Annotated in this window: 20 protein-coding genes; 1 reads left to right on the forward strand and 19 read right to left on the reverse strand. The window is 62.2% G+C overall.

Annotation, left to right across the window (positions count from 1 at the left end):
- Window positions 1-117 precede the first annotated feature (117 nt).
- Complete coding sequence (locus tag OGM81_01995; GenBank protein ID UYJ43943.1) at window positions 118-1,020, reverse strand: LysR family transcriptional regulator; 903 nt, start codon at window positions 1,018-1,020, stop codon at window positions 118-120.
- Window positions 1,021-1,196: 176 nt separating this feature from the next.
- On the opposite strand from OGM81_01995, the gene OGM81_02000 reads away from it, so the two are divergent.
- Window positions 1,197-1,637, forward strand: coding sequence for a hypothetical protein (locus OGM81_02000; GenBank protein UYJ43944.1), 441 nt, complete (start codon window positions 1,197-1,199; stop codon window positions 1,635-1,637).
- Between the two features lie 81 nt (window positions 1,638-1,718).
- On the opposite strand, the gene OGM81_02005 is transcribed toward OGM81_02000, so the two are convergent.
- Genes OGM81_02005 through OGM81_02090 form a run of 18 tightly spaced genes read right to left on the reverse strand, consistent with a single transcriptional unit; the run spans window position 1,719 to window position 18,752 of the window.
- On the reverse strand, window positions 1,719-2,624 hold the full coding sequence (locus OGM81_02005; protein UYJ43945.1) for a LysR family transcriptional regulator: 906 nt from the start codon (window positions 2,622-2,624) through the stop codon (window positions 1,719-1,721).
- Between the two features lie 26 nt (window positions 2,625-2,650).
- A complete protein-coding gene (locus tag OGM81_02010) occupies window positions 2,651-3,322 on the reverse strand; it encodes a precorrin-8X methylmutase (protein UYJ43946.1) in 672 nt (223 codons plus the stop codon).
- Entirely contained in the window at window positions 3,319-4,824 is a 1,506-nt protein-coding gene (locus OGM81_02015) for a cobyric acid synthase (protein ID UYJ43947.1), read from the reverse strand. The genes OGM81_02010 and OGM81_02015 overlap by 4 nt, the downstream gene beginning before the upstream one ends.
- On the reverse strand, window positions 4,821-5,873 hold the full coding sequence (locus tag OGM81_02020) for an aminotransferase class I/II-fold pyridoxal phosphate-dependent enzyme (protein UYJ43948.1): 1,053 nt from the start codon (window positions 5,871-5,873) through the stop codon (window positions 4,821-4,823). The genes OGM81_02015 and OGM81_02020 overlap by 4 nt, the downstream gene beginning before the upstream one ends.
- A gap of 10 nt (window positions 5,874-5,883) precedes the next feature.
- Window positions 5,884-6,840, reverse strand: coding sequence for an adenosylcobinamide-phosphate synthase CbiB (cbiB, locus tag OGM81_02025; GenBank protein ID UYJ44952.1), 957 nt, complete (start codon window positions 6,838-6,840; stop codon window positions 5,884-5,886).
- Window positions 6,837-7,436 carry a histidine phosphatase family protein gene (locus tag OGM81_02030; protein UYJ43949.1) on the reverse strand — a complete coding sequence of 200 codons (600 nt, stop codon included), beginning with the start codon at window positions 7,434-7,436 and terminating at the stop codon, window positions 6,837-6,839. Before OGM81_02030 ends, cbiB begins: the two co-directional genes overlap by 4 nt.
- Window positions 7,430-7,747, reverse strand: a complete 318-nt coding sequence (locus tag OGM81_02035; GenBank protein UYJ43950.1) for a bifunctional adenosylcobinamide kinase/adenosylcobinamide-phosphate guanylyltransferase — start codon at window positions 7,745-7,747, stop codon at window positions 7,430-7,432. Before OGM81_02035 ends, OGM81_02030 begins: the two co-directional genes overlap by 7 nt.
- Window positions 7,748-8,500: an adenosylcobinamide-GDP ribazoletransferase gene (locus OGM81_02040; GenBank protein ID UYJ43951.1), complete on the reverse strand. Its 753-nt coding sequence runs from the start codon at window positions 8,498-8,500 to the stop codon at window positions 7,748-7,750.
- 4 nt (window positions 8,501-8,504) lie between these two features.
- Window positions 8,505-9,020, reverse strand: coding sequence for a bifunctional adenosylcobinamide kinase/adenosylcobinamide-phosphate guanylyltransferase (locus tag OGM81_02045; GenBank protein UYJ43952.1), 516 nt, complete (start codon window positions 9,018-9,020; stop codon window positions 8,505-8,507).
- Window positions 9,014-10,078: a nicotinate-nucleotide--dimethylbenzimidazole phosphoribosyltransferase gene (gene cobT, locus OGM81_02050; protein ID UYJ43953.1), complete on the reverse strand. Its 1,065-nt coding sequence runs from the start codon at window positions 10,076-10,078 to the stop codon at window positions 9,014-9,016. The genes OGM81_02045 and cobT overlap by 7 nt, the downstream gene beginning before the upstream one ends.
- Window positions 10,075-11,421: a cobyrinate a,c-diamide synthase gene (locus OGM81_02055; GenBank protein ID UYJ43954.1), complete on the reverse strand. Its 1,347-nt coding sequence runs from the start codon at window positions 11,419-11,421 to the stop codon at window positions 10,075-10,077. The genes cobT and OGM81_02055 overlap by 4 nt, the downstream gene beginning before the upstream one ends.
- Window position 11,422: 1 nt before the next feature.
- Window positions 11,423-12,616: a precorrin-6y C5,15-methyltransferase (decarboxylating) subunit CbiE gene (gene cbiE / locus OGM81_02060; protein ID UYJ43955.1), complete on the reverse strand. Its 1,194-nt coding sequence runs from the start codon at window positions 12,614-12,616 to the stop codon at window positions 11,423-11,425.
- Complete coding sequence (cobK, locus tag OGM81_02065; GenBank protein ID UYJ43956.1) at window positions 12,613-13,347, reverse strand: precorrin-6A reductase; 735 nt, start codon at window positions 13,345-13,347, stop codon at window positions 12,613-12,615. The genes cbiE and cobK overlap by 4 nt, the downstream gene beginning before the upstream one ends.
- Complete coding sequence (gene cobJ / locus OGM81_02070) at window positions 13,344-14,084, reverse strand: precorrin-3B C(17)-methyltransferase (GenBank protein UYJ43957.1); 741 nt, start codon at window positions 14,082-14,084, stop codon at window positions 13,344-13,346. The genes cobK and cobJ overlap by 4 nt, the downstream gene beginning before the upstream one ends.
- Window positions 14,077-15,081 (reverse strand): cobalamin biosynthesis protein, encoded by a 1,005-nt coding sequence (locus tag OGM81_02075; GenBank protein UYJ43958.1) that lies wholly within the window; start codon window positions 15,079-15,081, stop codon window positions 14,077-14,079. Before OGM81_02075 ends, cobJ begins: the two co-directional genes overlap by 8 nt.
- Window positions 15,078-15,836, reverse strand: a complete 759-nt coding sequence (gene cobM, locus OGM81_02080) for a precorrin-4 C(11)-methyltransferase (protein UYJ43959.1) — start codon at window positions 15,834-15,836, stop codon at window positions 15,078-15,080. Before cobM ends, OGM81_02075 begins: the two co-directional genes overlap by 4 nt.
- Window position 15,837: 1 nt before the next feature.
- Complete coding sequence (gene cbiD / locus OGM81_02085) at window positions 15,838-17,736, reverse strand: cobalt-precorrin-5B (C(1))-methyltransferase CbiD (GenBank protein ID UYJ43960.1); 1,899 nt, start codon at window positions 17,734-17,736, stop codon at window positions 15,838-15,840.
- Complete coding sequence (locus OGM81_02090; GenBank protein UYJ43961.1) at window positions 17,733-18,752, reverse strand: iron ABC transporter permease; 1,020 nt, start codon at window positions 18,750-18,752, stop codon at window positions 17,733-17,735. Before OGM81_02090 ends, cbiD begins: the two co-directional genes overlap by 4 nt.
- Window positions 18,753-18,851 lie beyond the last annotated feature (99 nt).

Genomic DNA, 18,851 nt, shown 5'->3' on the forward strand with positions numbered 1-18,851 from the left:
TACCTCTCTATGTGAAATTTTATTGTATTCGTCGATAGGTACAGTATACAGCACGATGCGCTCGTTGTAAAATATCGGCTTTTGTGGGTTTGATATAGGTTAAAGCTATACCACGGTTTATTGCGCTGTGCGCTTTTGCAAAATCTCAATATACCGTTTGCCAAACAGCCCCGGCTGGACCTGCTTGTGGGTCAGGTAGCCGATTTGCATGGCATCGTCCACCAGCAGGGGCACGGCCACGATATTGGGACCGTTCAATGACTCACTGATGACGCCGCTGCAGATGGTATAGCCGTTCAGGCCGATGAGCAGGTTGAACAGCGTGGCGCGGTCGCTGACGAGGATGTCTTTTTTGCTGTCCCGGGTGCTTAAAATTTCTTCGGAAAAATAAAAGGCGTTGTGCTCGCCCTGCTCATAGGAAAGGCGCGGGTATGGGGCCAGGTCGTCCAGCGTGACGGCGGGCTTGGCCGCCAGCGGGCTGGACGCGCTGACAAATACATGCGGCTTGGCCGTAAACAGCGGCGTAAACTGCAGGTCATGCTCCCGGATGACCTTGCGCAGGACGGTCTCGTTATCCTTATTTAAGTAAAGCACGCCGACCTCGCTGCGCAATAGGGCCACATCCTCGATCAGCTCGTAGGTCTGGGTCTCGCGGATGCGGAAGTCGTACTCCGGGCCGCCGTACTCCCGCAACAGCTCCACAAAGGCTTCCACTGCAAAGGAGTAGTGCTGGGTGGACACGCAGAATTGATGCTTGACCGGCGCCGCGCCCAGGTACTTTTCTTCCATTAAGTCCATCTGGGCCAGCACCTGCCGCGCATAGCCTAGGAACTCCTCACCTTCCGGCGTCAGCACCGCACCGCGGTTGGTGCGGCGGAAGATTGTCAGGCCAAGCTCCTCCTCCAGTTCCCGCAGCGAGGCCGTCAGGCTGGGCTGGGCAATATAAAAGCGGCGGGCGGCTTCGCTTAAAGTGCCGGTCTCTGCAATGGCGGTCACGTACCGCAGCTGCTGCAAGGTCATGGTCACACTCTCCTTATTATCATAAATGCATGATTTGGTTTTTAGTATAGCACACTTTTGCCGGGGTGTGCAGTTATACAAATTTTGTATGTCAGTTATACGCATAATACATTTTACACAGGTGCCGGTCCCCGCTATAATGGTTCTCGGACCTGAAAAGGTAGAGGAGTGGGAAAATGCGTTATACGGAGTTAACGAAGAAAGAATTGCAGCGGGAATACACGAAGCTGACCCGGCGCTATACCGATTTTGTGCGGGAGCCACTGGAGCTGGATATGACCGCCGAGTATACCTTTGGCAAAAGCGAAAGCCGCCGCGCGGCACGGCATTTCGGCACGGTGCTGGGCAAAGAACTCAGCGATACCGGCGCTGCACAGCCCGCCCCGGTAGAGGATGCGGTTGCCGCCCTGGCTACCATGCCGGGCTGCGCCTCCCGTACTGTAGAGCTTTGCCGCCAGGCGGGTGTTCGGTTCGATGCCATCGACCACAGCACCGTATTGGCGCGTATCATTCCTGCGGACGCGCGGTCAGAAGAGTTGACCCACGCCGCCAGTGTATTTGCCATCAGCGCACGCCTTGCAGCCCTGGAAAGCCTGCAGAGCGTGTTGCGTTCCTAACCCTGTTACCCCCAAAAAACAAGGAAAGCCAACCGCGCCTGTATCGTGTGCACAGCGATGCAGGCGCGGCTGGCTTTTTGTTTACTTTTGCTTGTTTTTCGCTGATTCCAACAGCTGGTGGCGGAACTCCCGCGCGGCGGTATTCAGCGGGCGGCGGGGGTCGTAGACCAGGCAAACCGAGCGGGACGGGATAGCCTCCTGCAAATTCATCTGCAAAATGCGCTTGCGATGCAGGTTGCCGCGGGCCATCGGCTCCGGCACAAAGGCCAGGCCCAGGTCACTGCGCACCAGCGTCAGCATTTGGTCGGTGGTGCCGGCTTCGATGTCGGGTTTCAGTTCGGCGTTATGCTCTAAGAAAAACTGGCGATAGAAGATGCGGCTCATACTTCCGTTTTCCAGCATGATGAGCGGGTAGGCGGTCAACGCCTGCAGGGCGAGGGTGCGCCCGGCCAGCTCAGCAAAGCTGGGGCCGCCGACCAAAATCTCATTGAAGGGCATCAGCGCGACCCGTTTCAAGTCACTGCCGGTCTCGGCAGGGGTGGTAACGACGGCAAAGTCTACCTCGCCGTTTTTTACCGCCTGCACGGCCTGCAGGGTGGAGTGGTTCGTGATGCGCAGCCGGATACCGGGGTACTGGGCGTGAAAGCCCCGCAGCTGCTCCGACAGATAGATGTTCAACGCGGTCTCGGTAGCGCTGATGCTGATCGCGCCGTGGGAAAGGCTGGCGCTGGCGCTCAACTCCTCCTCGGCATCCTGGATCTGCACGGCGGCGGAGGAGATGCGGGCGTAAAGGTTCTCGCCCTCCGGCGTCAGCGTGACGCCTCGATTGGAGCGGATGAACAGCACGCAATGCAGCTGGTCTTCCAACTTGTTCATCGTATGGGTGATGTTGGGCTGGTTGCTGCCCAGCACGCGGGCAGCCTTGGTAAAGTTTTGGTACTTAGCCACGTAGTAAAAGATTTTGTAGTAGTCCCAATCCACATACATGACGGTGTCCCCTCCCCTGTTGTTTTTTACTGCCAGCCGCGGGCCTTGGGGTCCAACATTTCGGCAGCCTGATAGAGCAGCGCATTGCAGATGGCCGCCGCCACGTTGCTGCCGCCCTTGCGTCCCATAGCCACAATGGCCGGGACACCGTACTGCCCGCATGTAGCAAACAGCCGTTCCTTGCTTTCCACCACATTGACAAAGCCAACGGGCACACCAATGACCAGCGCGGGACGCAGACCGTTTTCGATTTCCTCGGCAATGGCCAGCAAGGCCGTAGGGGCGTTGCCCACGGCCAGCACCGCGCGTGGGTATTCCTGCGCGGCCTTGTGCATGGCGGCTACGGCGCGGGTGGTGCCAGCTTCTTTGGCGGCAGCCGCCACGGCGGGGTCGGCCATAAAGCACACGGCCTGCCCGCCCAGCTTGGCAAGGCCTGGCTTGGTGATGCCCGCCAGCGCCATGTTGGTATCGGTGATGATGGTCACGCCCTCGTGCATGGCGGCAATGCCCGCTGCCACCGCAGCGGGGGTAAAGTGCAGGTTTTGCGCGTAGTCGAAATCGGCCGTAGTATGGATGACCCGCTTGACGACCGCCGCATTCTCCGGCGGGACCTCCAGCCTACGCTGGGCCAGTTCCTCGGTGATGATGCTCATGCTGGTGCGCTCAATATCGGCGGGCAGGTGATGCTGCGGGGTCATGTGCGTTCCTCCTTTGGGCCGGTCAGCCCCATGGCGGCGTAGACGGCGGACATGTCCAGGGCTTGGCGCACGCCGTCGGCCAGCAGGTCAAACTGCTGTTCGCGGTAGGCCTGCATCGTGATGGGCGCAGCGCTTTCCATGGCAATGCCCTTGCGGCGGCAAAGCAGTTCGGCCAGCCGCTCGGTCAGCTCGCCGCTGTCAAACAGGCCGTGCAGGTAGGTGCCGAACACATTGCCCTGCACGCAGCCCTCGGGCGTGCCGTCCGCCAGGGTGCAAAAGGGTGCGCCCTGCTCCTGTATAGATGTACGGCCGGTGTGGATCTCGTAGCCGGTGAGTTCCGCCCCTGCAAAGGGGGCGGCGGTTGTGGCTGTGGATTGAGTGCGGCGTTTTTCGTTGGTGAAAACCGTCCGGGTCGGCAGCAGGCCCAGGCCGCGCAGAGTCTGGGGATGGCCGCTCTCGGTGCCAGTGGAATCATCCAGCGTTTTCCCCAGCATCTGGTAGCCGCCGCAGACGCCCAGCACCGGCGTGCCGCCCGCCGCCAGCTTTTGCACAGCGGCTTCCAGCCCGGATTGCCGCAGCCAGATCAGGTCGTCCACAGTGTTTTTGGTGCCGGGCAGAATCACCAGGTCCGGCGCGCCCAGCTCCCGCGTGGTCTGCACGTAGCGCACGCCCAGCAGGGGGTGCTGTTCCAGTGGCATAAAATCGGTAAAGTTGGAGATATGGGGCAGGCGTAAAATCGCCACATCCAGCGGCTTGACGGCGTTTTTCTGCTGTAGGCGGTCGGAGAGGGAGTCCTCGTCCTCAATATCCACCTTTAAATAGGGCACCACGCCCACCACGGGCAGGTGTGTCTTTTCTTCCAGCATCGACAAGCCTGGGCGCAAAATTTCCACGTCCCCACGGAATTTGTTGATGACAAGCCCTTGTATGCGTGCCCGCTCCTCCGGCTCCAGCAGTTCCACCGTGCCGTACAACTGGGCAAACACGCCGCCGCGGTCGATGTCGCCGGCCAACAGCACCGGCGCGTCCACCAGCTTGGCCAGGCCCATATTGACGATGTCATCAGCTTTCAGGTTGATCTCGGCCGGGCTGCCTGCGCCCTCGATAACAATGATGTCAAACTCCTCGGCCAGGCTGTTGTAGGCCTGCAAAATGTCGGGGATCAGGGCACGCTTGTGGCGGAAATACTCCTTGGCAGGCATGTTGCCCCGCACCTCGCCATTAACGATGACCTGGCTGCCGATGTCGCTGCTGGGCTTGAGCAGGATGGGGTTCATCCGCACGTCCGGCTCCACGCCCGCGGCCTGGGCCTGAACCACCTGGGCACGGCCCATTTCCAGGCCATCCCGGGTGACAAAGCTGTTCAGCGCCATGTTCTGGCTTTTGAAGGGGGCAGTTTTGTAGCCGTCCTGGGCAAAAATACGGCAGAGCGCCGCGCACAACAGGCTCTTGCCCGCACCGCTCATCGTGCCCTGCACCATGATACATTTTGCGCTGCTCATGCCAGCACCTCCCCCATGATTTGCAGCAGTTGGTCATTCTCAGCCGCCGTGCGCACAGCGGTGCGGTACCAGGCAGCGTCCAGCCCCGGATAATTAGCGCAGCTGCGCACTACTGCGCCGTACTGGCGCAGAGCTTCGCCAAAATCAGCCGGGGCCTTAAACAGCAGATAGTTGGCCTTCCCATCGATGACATACAGCCCCAGCGCCCGCAGGCCTGCCGCCATTTTGGGGCGTTGGTCAGCAATCAGGGCACGGACGGCATCGGCGTAAGCGGTCTCCTGCAACGCTGCAATGCCCGCGGCCTGGGCCAGGCTGGACACAGCCCAAGGCTGGCCCGCCGCCTGCATTTTGGCTAACAGATCGGCGTTGCTGCACAGTGCATAGCCCAAACGGACGCCCGCCATGGCGTAGAGTTTGGTAAAAGCTTTTAAGATGATAAGATTCGGTGCCTCGTGTAAAAATGTTTTTGCAGTCAAAGTGTCCCGATCGGGCAAAAAGTCCAAAAAGCATTCATCCACTACCAGAGCGGCCCCGCAGGCGGCACAGCGGTGCAGCAGCTTTTCTACCAGTGCGGACGACGTTACCTGCCCCGTGGGATTGTTAGGCTGGCAGAGAAACACCATGTCTGTTTCCGGCGTTACAGCGTTGATAAAGGCATCCGTCACTGCGAAATCGTTGGCAGCATCCAGCGTAAACCGCGTAACTTCACAGCCGACCGTATCCAGCGCCGCTGCGTACTCGGCAAAGGTGGGCGCAGGCAGCAGGGCGCGGCGCGGGCGGACAGCCAAAGCAAGGCGGAAGATCAAATCCGCCGCGCCGTTGCCGCACAACAGCCAATCGGCGGGCACATCCTCGGCCACGGCCAGCTTGGCCCGCAGTTCCCGGCAAAGGGGGTCTGGGTAGCGGTCCGCCGTGGGCAGTGCCGCCGCGATGGCCGCCGCCACCCCCGCAGGCAGCCCCAGCGGGCTGACGTTGGCCGAAAAATCCAGCGCGTCCCGGCCAAACTCAGCCCGGTAGCCGGCCCAATCGCCGCCATGTACCAGTTTCATCTGCATTCCCTCACAAAGCAAAAAGCAGCCGCACCGCCAGCCCCAGTGCCAGGGCCAGCAGGCTTTCGGCGTACATCATGCGGTTGGCCCGCACGATGTCCTGCGGCTCAATGGGCCGCAGCGGGTCGCCGATCGTCGGCTTATTGTAATATTCGCCAAAATAGTAGGCCGGGCCTGCCAGCTGCACACCCAGCGCCCCGGCGCAGGCACTCTCAGTCTGGGCGCTGTTGGGGCTGGCGTGGTTACGTCGGTCCCGGCGCCAAATTTTCCACGCACCGGCGGCGCTGCCCCCGGTCAGGGCCGCAGCGGCCACCCACAACAACCCGGCCAGGCGGCTGGGCTGCCAGTTGGCCACGTCGTCCAGTTTAGCAGCACAGCGTCCAAAATAGAGATACTTCTCGTTTTTATAGCCCAGCATGCTGTCCATCGTATTGATGGCTTTGTAGGTCAGCGCCAGCGGTGCGCCGCCGATCAGCATGTAGAACAGCGGAGCAATGACGCCGTCGCTGGCGTTCTCGGCCACAGTCTCCACCGCCGCTTTGGTCACGCCTTCGGCAGTCAGGCTTTGGGTATCGCGTCCCACGATGCGGGCCACCGCCTTGCGGGCAGCAGGCAGGTCGCCTTTTTGCAGTTCCTTATACACGTTCATGCTTTCCTGCTTAAGGCCTTTGGCCGCAAGGGCCTGCCCGCACCAGAACATTTGCAGGGCCAGCCCCAGCGCCGGGTGCAGTTTGGCCGCCAGCCAGCAGGCCGCGCCGGTGACCAGCAGAGTGCCCAGCGGCAGCACAGCAGCCACGATACCCCCGCCCAGCAGCTCGCCCTGCGGTGTTGTGGGCAGGGCGGCGCGCAGGCGTTTTTCCAGTGCCGAGATGCACCGGCCCATCAACACCACCGGGTGAGGCAGCCAGGCCGGGTCCGCAAAAATGGCATCCAGCACAAAACCGCCCAGCACCGCCCAAAATATCAGCATATACTCTCCTTGGTGTACTGCACGGTCTTGACCAGGTGCAGTACGTGCTGCGCGGCCCAATCGCGTGCATCCAGCACATAACCGCCCGCGTTGGGGCCGCACCACTTGTAGTAGCCTCGTTGGGGCAGGGCGTAACGCTCCAGCGCGGCCATCTGGGTACCGCCATGGGCCAAAATCACCAGCATGTCCTCACCGTCCGCCAGTGCCTTATCCACCAGCGCCGCAAAAGTCTTGCAGATACGGTCCGAGAATTCATCCTTGCGCTCACCGTCCGGGCAGGAGCTTTCGCAGTTGGCGGCGACCCAGGCCTGATAGTCAGGATCGTGCTCCATCTCCACGTAATTGCGCCCCTCAAAACTTCCGAAGCACATTTCTTTCAGCCCGTCCACCGGCACAAGCTTTGCCTTGGGGAACAGTACCTTCGCCGTCTGGGCTGTGCGCTGCAGCGTGGAAATATAGACGACCTTCGGGTCAATATCGGCGCGGCGCAGCTGGGCCAGGCCCTCGGGCGAAAGCGGGATGTCCCGCTGGCCCTGGTAGCGCTTTTGGGCGTTGTACTCGGTCAGGCCGTGGCGCAGTAAATAAATCAACATTTCGGCAGTTCTCCTTTCAATACCGTGGGCAGGCCACAGAACATTTCCACCACGCAGCTTGCCCGCGCGGCCAGCAGGCAGGCCAGACGGCCGGCGGCTTCCCGCGCGGCGCGCTCGGCCGGATCGATGGGCACGATGCCGCCGCCAATTTCGGTGGCGATGACCACATCATAGGCGGTCAGTTCGTCGGCCAGTTTTTCTAGATCCGTGGCGTTGGCGGCCAGATTTTGCACATCACAAATCTGCCGTCCGCCGAACTTTTGGGAAAACGCGCGTTTACCGCTGTAAAGGGGTCCGGTAACAAAAAGCATTTACAGCACCCCCAGCCATTGGCAGGCGGCCAGCGCCGCCAGCATCCAGATCTCACATTTTTGCAAAAACCACCCGGCCAAGTCACCCGTAGTGCCGCCGAACTGGTTTTTGGCTGCGTGGTAGTACCGTACAAACACGGCACAGGCCGCCAGCACCAGTGCCCAGCCGCCCAAAGCGACGAGGGCCGCGCCCAGCAGCACACAGAGCACCGTCAACACGCGGCGCACGTTGGTTTTATCTGCCGCCGTGGCAAAAGTATGGGCCAGGCCGGTGTTTTTTGCCATGGGGAACGCTGCCACCGCCAGCCCGGAGAGCGCCCGCTCCCCCACCAGTGCTAATGTCCACAACACACCCACGCGCGGGGTAAACTGCACGCAGACACACAGAGCCAAGTAAGCTATAAAGTAACTGCACAGCCGGATAACAGCGAACGCACCGCAGTGGGGGTCCTTTAAAATTTCCAGCTTTTTGGCGGTGTCGCCGTAGCTGGAAAGGGCATCGCAGGTGTCGGCGTAGCCGTCCAGATGGATGCCGCCCGTGACCCACACCGGCATCAGGCAGAACCCTGCCGCGCGGGCAAAATCCGGCAAAGGCAGGGCACCGCACAGGCACCACAGCGCGCCGATCACCACGCCGATGAGCGGAAATGCGCAGAGAGCGTACCGCATGTTTTTCTCGTTCCAGGCAAACTGCGGCATCGGCAGCGCCGAAAACATGGCGAACGCCACCGCGATCGTCTGCAAAGCTGTCATAGGTTTAGCCCCCTTTATAATAACGTGGAATGCCGCATACAACCCGCACCACGGCGTCGGCCCGGGTAGCGGCTGCGTTGTTGATCTGCGCCAGCGTCAGCAGGTAGCGGTCGGTATCGTCGGCATAGTCGGCCCCGCCGCGAAAGACCTCGTTGGATACAACAATCAAATTATCGCACTGCGCGGCCAGTTTTGCAAGGGCGTTTACAACGGCGTCAGCCGTTTTCTCCCCTGCGCCGTCGGGGGCGTAGAGTTCGTTGGCCGTTAAATTGCCCAGGTCCTCCAGCAGCACTGTACCGCGCCGGGGCAAAATCAGCCGATCAAGATGCAGTGGGCACTCCACCGTGTCAAACTGTTTTTGCGCCCGCATGGCGCGGTGCCGGGCCACACGGGCAGCACACTCAGCGTCCCACACCTGCATGGTAGCCAGGTAGGTGCGCGGCAAGGGGCTTTGCAGGCAAAGCGACTCTGCAAAGGCGCTTTTCCCGCTGGCCGAGCCGCCGATGACCAGCGTCAGCATTGCGGGGTGTACGGCGTGATGCCGCCCTCGGCAAACGAATAGCAGCCGTTGTAGACCGCAAGGGCCATATCCCACAGCGGTAGGCTGGCCACTGCGCCTGTGCCTTCGCCTAGGTGCAGATTGGCGGTGATAAGCGGTTTTTTATCGAGTTCTTCCAGTACCAGGCGGGCGGCCGGCTCGCTGGAAACATGGCTGGCAAACACAGCCTTGGCCGCAGCCGGGCACAGCCGCACAGCGCACAGCGCCGCCACGCCGCTGATGAAGCCATCCATAAGGATAGGTACATTTTCCAGTGCACCGCCTAAAAATACACCGCACAATCCGGCGATGTCAAAGCCGCCCAAGGCCGCCAACACACCCAGCGGGTCGGCCGCATCGGGGCGGTTAACGACAATGCCGCACCGGATGGCATCGATCTTGCAGCGCAGGCCTTCGTCGGAAAGTCCCGCACCACGGCCGGTCATCTCCTGCACGGGGCGGCCCAACAGTACGCTGGCCACGGCGCTGGAGGTGGTGGTGTTGCCGATGCCCATCTCACCGGTGGCCAACATCTGTACGCCCTGGCGTTTTTGCGCCCGTACCAGCTCGATACCGCAGGCGATGGCCTGCACAGCCTGAGCGCGGGACATGGCCGGGCCTTGGGTGAAGTCCGCCGTGCCGAGGGCGACGCGGCAGTTGATGACCCCGGCCACCGGTGTTCCGGCAATGCCCATATCCACAGGCACAACGGCGCAGTGGGCGGCCGCTGCCATGCGACAAACGCTGGTACGACGGGCGGCAAGATTTTCCAGCACCGCGCGGGTCACGCTGGCGTCTGTCTGGCTGACACCCTGGGCCACCACGCCGTTATCGGCGCACAGCACCAGCACGGCACGGTTGGCAAGATCCGGCGTCTCTGTCCCCATCAGGGCGGCGGCATCCTCCACCATCGTTTCCAGCCGGCCCAGACCGCCCAGGGGTTTGGCAAGTGCGGCCCAGTGGGCGTGCGCGGCGGCACGGGCGGCTTTATTAGGCGGCGTCACCGTTTTTAATAAGGTTTTCAGTTCGTTTTCGGTCATGGTTCTTCCTTTATATAGCGGCAGGCCGCGGTCACAAAGCGTTGCGGCAAGGGTGTGCCCGCCCAGTACAGGTGCGGAAATCCCGCATACAAATGTGCGTTGGCGAAGCCGCAGGCCCAGCTGCGACCGTTGGTTTTGACAGCGGTGAAGTCCGTGCCGTTGGCGGTCGAATCCCAGTGGTGGAACTCGTGGATCGGCAGGGTCTCCCCTGCCGCAAACAACATGCTGTCGGCGTTGGAGGTCAGTGCGGCATAGCCGAACCGCACCAGATGGCCAATTTTTACGCCTTGCCCGGGCAGAACACCCGCCATGGGGTAGGTTTTGCCGTCCGCATCCTCCAGCGTTTGGCCCAGGTAGAGGAACCCGCCGCACTCGGCCACCGTAGGCAGGCCGCTTTCCACAGCCGTTTTTACGGCGCTGCGCATGGCGGTGTTGGTTGCCAGCTGGACGGCGTACAGTTCCGGGTAGCCGCCCGGCAGGTACAGGCCGCCGATATTGGGGGGCAGTGCCGTATCCTCCAGGGGGCTGAAAAAGCACAGCTCCGCGCCTTTTTCCTGCAAAGCTTCCAGTGTTTCGGCGTAAGTAAAGCAGAACGCGGCATCCCGCGCCACAGCAATACGCACGTTAGCCGGGGGCACGTTGCGCGGGGCCGCGGCAGGCGCGGGGCAATCAAGCAAGGCGGAAAAGTGCGGCCAATCGATGGTTTTCTGTGCAGCATCCGACAAAATTTTTATTTTATTCTGCAGGTCTGCAATCTCCCCTGCGGTTTTCAACCCCAGGTGGCGGCTCTCGATGGCAGCCTCCGGCAGCGGCGGCAGGTAACCTATCACCGGCAGGCTGGTCTCCTTTTCTAACATCGGGGCCAACAGTTTGTACAAAGTTTCGCTGCAATCATTGAGCAGTATGCCCGCCAGATGATGCGGTGTACGGAACGCCATGAGCCCCCGCAGCTCGGCCGCCAGGGTCAGGCTGGCACCCTTGGGCCGCACCACCAGCAGCACCGGCAGACCCAGCGTGTCCGCCAGATGCCAAGCACTGGCGGTGGCACTGATGCCACCCAGGCCGTCGTAATAGCCCATAGCGCCTTCCACCACCGCCGCGCCATGGCCTGCCGCGTTTTGGGCGTACAGGCGGCGCACCGTAGCCGGGGTGGAGAAAAACAGGTCAAGGTTATGGCTTTCCACGCCCAGCACAGAGCGGTGGAACATCGGGTCAATATAATCCGGCCCCGATTTAAAGGCACAGGGATACTCCCCCCGCGCCTGCAACGCCGCCAACAGGGCGCAGGCGGCGGTCGTTTTGCCGCTGCCGGAGCGCGGCGCCGCCAAAACCAGCTGCAGCATGTTACTCCCTCACAATTAAAAAAACCGGGTTATTGGCCATCAGCAGGTGCAGGCTACCCGCCGCCTTGCTGCGGCTGACGGCGATCTGCGTGACCTGGGCAGACAAACCGTGGGCCGCCAGTGCGGCGATGGCCTGCTGCAAAGTTTCCAGTGCAATGGCGCTGATGCAAAGCCGCACGGCCGGGTTGGCGGCCAGCGCTGCATCCATAATGGCCGCCAGATTGCCCTTGCTGCCGCCGATGAAAACAGCATCCGGGGCAGGCCAATTTACCAGCACTTCGGGGGCCTTGCCTGCGGTCAGGTGCAGGTTTTCGGCATGGAATTTAGCGCGGTTCCGGCGGATCAGCTCGCAGGCATCGGCATCACACTCAGCGGCGTAGACCTGGCCCGCAGGGGCGGCCAGCGCCATCTCCACGCTGACGCTGCCGGTGCCCGCGCCCACGTCCCACAAGATGTCGCCGGGACGCACGGCCAGTTTGGCCAGTACGGCGGCGCGGACCTCCTGCTTGGTCATCGGCGTTTTGCTGCGGATGAAGGCTTCGTCCGGCAGGCCGGGTACGCGGCGCTGCAAGGCAGGGCAAGGCTCCACCAACAGCACACTTAAAGCCGCAAACTCCTGCCGGGCAAGTTCCTGCGCCGTGCCGCGCACAAGGCGCTGGGCAGCGGTGCCCAGGTTTTCCCCCACCGTTGCCTGCACGTTCCCGCCGCTGCTTTGCGTTAGTTTTTCGCAAAGGGTGGCGGGTGTCTCGCTGCCGCCGGTCAGGAAAAAGGTCGGTGTATCGGCACTGCACACCAGGGCCGGGGTGCAGGCACAGCCGTGGGCGCTGACCAGCTTCCAATCCTGCCAGGAGCGGCCCAGCGCGGCGGCCAGCAGCTGCACGCTGGAAAGTCCCGGGCAGACCATGTAGGGCAGGCCCGCCGCATCCAGCGCACGGCACAAGGCCGATGCGCCGGAGTAAAAGCCGGTGTCGCCGCTATAGGCCACGGCCACGTGGGCGGCTTCGGTCGTTCGCAGCAGTGCGCAGATCTCCTCGATCTTATAAACCGGCGCACGGTTCCCGGTGCAGCCATCGGGCAGGCTTTCCAATAGGCGGCGGGCACCGATAATAAGCTCCGCTTCCCGCAGGGCGTTTAGCCCCTGCATCGTCAGGCTGCCAGGGGTGCCGCTGCCCATGCCGACCAATGTAATTTTCATAAAAGCTCCCTGCATCGTTGCAAAATCGTTTCGGCGGTCTCGCCCTGTTCCTCGGGACGGCGCAGCACGATCAGCTGTACACCGCACTGGGCGGCGGCCTGCGCCTTCTCTGCAAAACCGCCCGCCGCGCCGCCATCTTTGGTGACCATATAGGCAATATGGAATTGGTGCATGACCGCCACATTCAATTCACAGGTAAACGGCCCCTGCATAGCAATAATGTTGCGGTGTGGGATGCCCGATGTCTCGCAGGCGGTAATACCCGCCAGCGTAGGCAGCACGCGGGGATAAAGCCGTGCGGAGTCCAGAGGTGCAAAGGCGGGCAGTTCCTTAGCACCGGTTGCCAGCAGGATATTGCCCGGTTTGCCCGCCAGGTACGCCGCGGCCTGGGCGGCGGTTTGCAGCACCACACTGCCTGTAGGCAGGTCACTGGCGGGGCGCAGCAGGCGGTGATATTCCACACCCACTGCCGCAGCCGCCACGCAGATGTTGCGGGTAGCCTCGGTGGCATAGGGGTGGGTGGCATCCACGCAGAGGGCCGCGCCCTGCAAAAGTGCCGCCATGGCATCGGCATCCAGGCGGCCAGTGCACACTGTGATGCCGGGGGTACGCCCCTGCTCTTCAGCCCCTAACTCTGTTGCCACACAGACCGTAGCTTCTATCCCAAGGGCGGCCACGGCGCGGGAAAGCTCCCGTCCCTCGGTCGTGCCGCTGAAAATGACTACCTTCATACGCCGCGATACCCCCTGGGTGTGACCATTTTGCCGCCCAACGCCCGGGTGGCCGCGTTGCCGATGTACACGGTAGTGAACATGTCCACCGCCGTGTTTTCCAGCTCGGCCAGCGTCAGCAGGCTTGCAGCCTGCCCCTCGCGGCCAATGTTGCGCACGATGCCGCAGATTGTCTGCGGTGCCTTGCCGTTTTGCAGTAAGATCCGCACGGCCTTTTGCAGATAATCTGCCCGGCCCTTGGAGGACGGGTTGTACAGTGCCGCACAGAAATCCCCCATCGCCGCGCAGGCCAGCCGCTTTTCGATGACGGTCCAGGGCGTGAGCCGATCCGAAAGGGAGATCACGCAGAAATCGTGCGCCAATGGAGCGCCCAGCACCGCGCCGCCGCTTAAGGCCGCCGTCAGGCCGGGCACGATCTCCACTGTCACGCTTGGGTAGCCCTGTGCCAGTTCCAGCAGCGGGCTGGCCATGCCGTACACGCCCGCATCGCCGGAGCAGACCAACGCTACCGTCTTGCCGCTTTGCGCAGTCTCCAGCGCCCAGCGGCAGCGGTCGATTTCCTTCGTCATGCCGGTGGTATACACTTCTTTGTCCGGGTACAGGGGGCGCACCAGGTCGATATAGACCGTGTAGCCGCACAGCACGTCGGCGGCCTGTAAGGCGGTTTGCGCCTGGGCAGTCAGGTAGCGGGCGTCGCCGGGGCCAAGGCCCACCACGTACACCATTGCGTCAGTCATCGTTCCATCTCCAATCCGGGGTAAAGGGGCGTAGCGCCACGGCAAAAGTTACACCATCCCGCGCCCATTTGTGCGCCCACACGGGGCCGTCTGCGGCCAGCACAGCGGCGCGCTCGCAGACGTTATCCACGCCGGTGATGCTTTGCACAAAATCTGAATGGGCGAACTGCCCCGGCGCGGCGCGCAGTTCGTCGGCGGTATAAAAAGTAACGGGCCAGCCCTGCTTTTGGCCGAATTCCGCCAGGCCAAGTTCATCCTTTTTTAAGTCAATGCTGGCCGCGGCGGCAATGCTTTGCGGGGCCAGTTTCGTTTCGGCGCAAAAGGCAGCAAATGCGTCCGCCAGCTTGTCGGCAGGTGTACCCCGCTTGCAGCCGATGCCCAATACAGCAATACGCGGGATAATGTGCAGGGCGTTGGACGTCATCGTCGGGGTTATCGTCAGGGCAAAACTTGCCTGTGCGGCATCACCAGCCGGTTCCACACCGGCTGGCGGTGTGCCCTGTATCGGCCAATCACTGGCAAACCGCACGGTACGGCCCGCCAGCAGGGCGCTGCTTACCTTTTTGATGCGCGCCGGCTCTACCACAAGGCAGTGCTGGTGCTTGGCCCACTCATCCACGGCAAACACACCGTTGGCGTCGGTGGCGGTGGTGATGACCGGCACCGCGCCGCATGCTTTCGCCAGCCGACGGGCCAGATCGTTGGCACCGCCCAGATGGCCGGAGAGCAGCGGGATCGCAAAGCGGCCGCACTCATCCAGCACTACAACGGCGGGGTCGGTGGCCTTGCTGCGGCAGTGAGGCGCGATGGCTCGCACGGCAATGCCGACAGCCCCCACAAAAACAAGCGCGTCACTTTGTGCAAACTGCGCAGCAGTCCAATTGGCAAGGGTCACGCCGTTTTCGCCGCAGCGGGCCACAGCACCAGGCTGGGCCGCCGCAAGCTTCCGGGCCAGCGCCAGTCCCTTGCTGGTAAAGGCAAGATACGCGCAGGTCATTGCGGCGCTCCTTTGCGGTATTCGGTGGTAAAAGTGGGGTCATAAAGCTTGCTGCGGTCGTACTGCGCGGCCAGGAAGTCCCCCACCACGATCAGCGCGATTTTGGTAATGCCTGCCGCGCGGGTGCTGGCGGCCAAGGTGCCCACGGTGCAGTGCACGGTCTTTTGCTCCGGCCAGGTGGCTTTGTAAACCACGGCGGCGGGGGTCGCCTCAGTGTAAGTCCCCTGCAAAAGCGCGGTCTGCACTTTGTCCACCAGACCAATGGACAGGAAAATGACCATAGTGGCCCCATGCACGGCCAGGCTGGTCAGGCGCTCGCCCTCGGGCACCGGGGTACGGCCCTCCATGCGGGTGATGATGACCGTCTGGCTCACGCCGGGCAGGGTATATTCGGCGTTCAGGGCCGCGGCTGCCCCGCAAAAACTGGACACGCCGGGGGTGTCATCGTAGGGGATGCCGTCGGCGTCCAGGGCGTCCATCTGCTCCCGGATGGCACCGTACAGGCAAGGGTCGCCCGTGTGCAGGCGCACCGTGATTTTGTGCGCTGCTTCGTTTTTGCGCATCACAGCCAGCACCTGCTCCAGCGTCATTTCGGCGCTGTTGTAGATGGTGCAATCCGCCTTGGCCAGCCCCAGCAGGGCCGGGTTGACCAGGCTGCCCGCGTAGATGATGCAATCCGCCGTCTGCAGCAGAGCCGCGCCGCGCTGAGTGATAAGATCTGGTGCGCCGGGGCCCGCCCCCACAAAATGTACCATGTCAGTTTCCTTTCCAGCTTTGCAGCAGTTTTTCGGCCTGTTGGGTCTGGCCCAGCGGGCCGCTTTGGTTGGAGAAAAGTACCGCCCCTACCGTGAAGGTTTCCGCCGCGCGGCGGTCCAGATGCAGTTGGATGGCCTGCAGCAGGCTTGCCATTACGGGTTCCTTCAGGTCGGCAGCGGTTAAAATATCCAGGCATGCGTCGGTGGTAGCGGCATCCATCAGGGCGCGGCAGGTTGCCGTATCCGCCCCACAGAGTGCCGCATGGGTACAGAACAGCTCGGTGCGGCAATCGGCCTGCTTGGAGTGGGTGTTCATGATTCCGCCCGCCAGCTTGACCAGCTTGCCCACATGGCCGACAAGGAGGACTTCCGCAAAATGTTCTGCTGCGGCCATATCCAACGCTTCCCCAATGAAATTGGAGACTTTTACAATAGGGATCTCATGCAGTTCCGGGTAGTTTTGGGCCAGGTAATCCAGCCCATAGTTGCCGGGGGCCAGAATCAGGCGGCGGCTGTGCAGGGCAGCCTGGTGGATTTCCAGCTGCAACGAATCCAGCAGCGCCTGCTGGCTCATCGGCTCCACAATGCCGCTAGTGCCCAGCACCGACAGGCCGCCTTCGACCCCCAGGCGCGGGTTAAAGGTGCGCTTAGCGGCCTGTTCGCCGCCCTCGATGCGGATGATCACCGAGAAGCCGCCGCTGTAACCGGCGGTCTCGGCTTCTTTTAATAATGCTTCGGTAATCATCTGGCGCGGCACGTGGTTGATGGCCGCTGCGCCCACAGGCTGGTCCAGGCCGGGTTTGGTCACACGGCCCACGCCTGCGCCGCCGTCGATGGTGACGGTATGCGGGGCATCAGGCAGAAGCGTAACCTCGGCAACGACCGGCAGGCCGGTGGTGGCATCAATGTCATCTCCGCCATCCTTTACAATGGCGCACTCCGCGCCGGTTGCCGTGCTGCGGCAGAATTGGGGTGCAACCTCGACTACGATGCCCTTGGGGGTACGCAGGCCGACGCTTTCTGGCGTGTGGCCGGTCAGCAGCAGACGGGCCGCCCCCGCCGCCCCCAGCGCTGCGCAGGTGCCGGTGGTGTAGCCGCAGCGCAGCAGTTTTTGCCCGCTGCGGATGTAATGCTCAAATTTTGGTTTGGGCTTTTCGCTAAACAGGGCAGTGTACTGCTCGTCCGAAAGTTCGAACAGGTGGCAGATATTTTCCCTTGCGAACGCCTCTTTGGGCGTAAGCACACCGGAAACGCCCTGTGGCGAAACGCAGACGACCGCGTCGGCCAGCTTTTGGGCCAGTTCCAGCTCATGCAGGGTCACGATGATGGCCACATTCTTCTCGTGGGCCAGCTTTTGCAAAACAGCCATCAGCTCAGCCTTGCCTTTTACATCCAAAAAAGACGTAGGCTCGTCCAGCAGCAAGATTTCCGGCTGCTGGCAGACCGCCCGGGCCAGCAATACGCGCTGGCGCTGACCGTCGCTGATTTTTGTGAAATCCCGCGCGGCCAGTTCGTCTGCCTGTACCAGATGCAGGGCGTCCCGCACCTGCTGCTTATCCTCATCCGAGAGGATGCCCAGACGCCCGGTGTAGGGGTAGCGGCCAGCAGCGGCCACGTCAAAGCAGGTGGTCAGCTCGGTGCGTGCCATGTGGGGCAGCATCAGTGCCAGCTTGCGGGCGCGTGCGTTGGGGGTGTAGGTGGTCAGCGTTTTGCCGTCCAGCAATACCGCGCCGCTCTGGGCCGCCAGCTGCCCGGCCAGCGTTTTTAATAAGGTGGATTTGCCCGCACCGTTGGGGCCGATGAAGGCCAAAATCCTGCCGCGCTCGGCCTGCAGAGAGATGTCCCGCAGCAGCGGGGCACCGTAGCCGATGGCAAGGCTTTGGGTCTCGCAGTAGCTCATGTTGTCCCCTCCCCACTGTGGCGGCGCACCAGCAGCCAGATGACCACCGGCGCACCAAATACCGCCGTGACCGAACTGATGGACAGCTCCGTCGGCGCAAACAGGCTGCGGGCGATCAGGTCACACAGCAGGCAGAACGATGCCCCGCCCAAGGCGCAGCCCGGCAGCACATGCAGCGGCTTGGCGCTGCCTAACGCCTGCTTGACTAGGTGCGGCACCGCAATGCCGACGAAAGAGATTGGCCCGGCAAATGCTGTGACACAGGCCGCCAGCAGGCTGGACAGCAGCACTAGCAACACCGAAAAGCTGCGCACCGAAACGCCTACGCTGGCGGCGTAGGATTCACCCATCTGGTAGGCGGCCATGGGCTTGGACAATAAAAACGCCGCCGCCAGGCAGGGCAGCGTAATGGCGGCCGCCGTGCCCACATTGCCCCAGGTCATGCCGGAGAAGCTGCCCATAGACCAGTTGTGCAGGTTGACGATGTTGGAATCCTGGGCAAAGGCCACCACAATATCGGTGATGGCGGAGCAGATGTAACCGATCATGACGCCGCAGATGACCAAAATGCTCATGCGCTGCACGCGGCGTGCCACAGCCAGCACAAACAGCATGGCAGCCATAGCCCCGGCGAAAGCAGCCAAAATCAAGGTGAGGGAGTTCGTTAATAGGCCGCGGTTTAAAAACACAACCATGGTCAGCGCCACGGCCAGCTTGGCCCCGCTGGAAATGCCCATGACGAAAGGCCCCGCAATGGGGTTGGCAAAAAAAGTTTGCAGCAGATACCCGGCCACCGATAACGCTGCCCCCAGCAGAACGACCATGACGGCGCGGGGCAGGCGCAGCTGCAGCAAAATGTTGCTGGTCAGTACATCCTGCCCACGGCCCAGCAGGGCATTGACCACATCGGCGGGCGAAAGTGCCACGCTGCCCCAAAACAGGTTGAGGGCAAACAGCACCAACAGAGCCGCCGCCATAGCGAGGTATGCAATTGTCAGGCGCTTTCGGGTGTGCATGGTGTTATCCTTTGCATTTTGCTTGTAAAGGCGGGCATTGCCCGCCTGCGGGCCGATGCAGGCATCGGCTCCTACAGTGTTGGGTAAGCGCCATTTGGG

This window comes from Oscillospiraceae bacterium (assembly GCA_025758045.1).
In the GTDB taxonomy this organism is placed as follows: domain Bacteria; phylum Bacillota; class Clostridia; order Oscillospirales; family Ruminococcaceae; genus Gemmiger.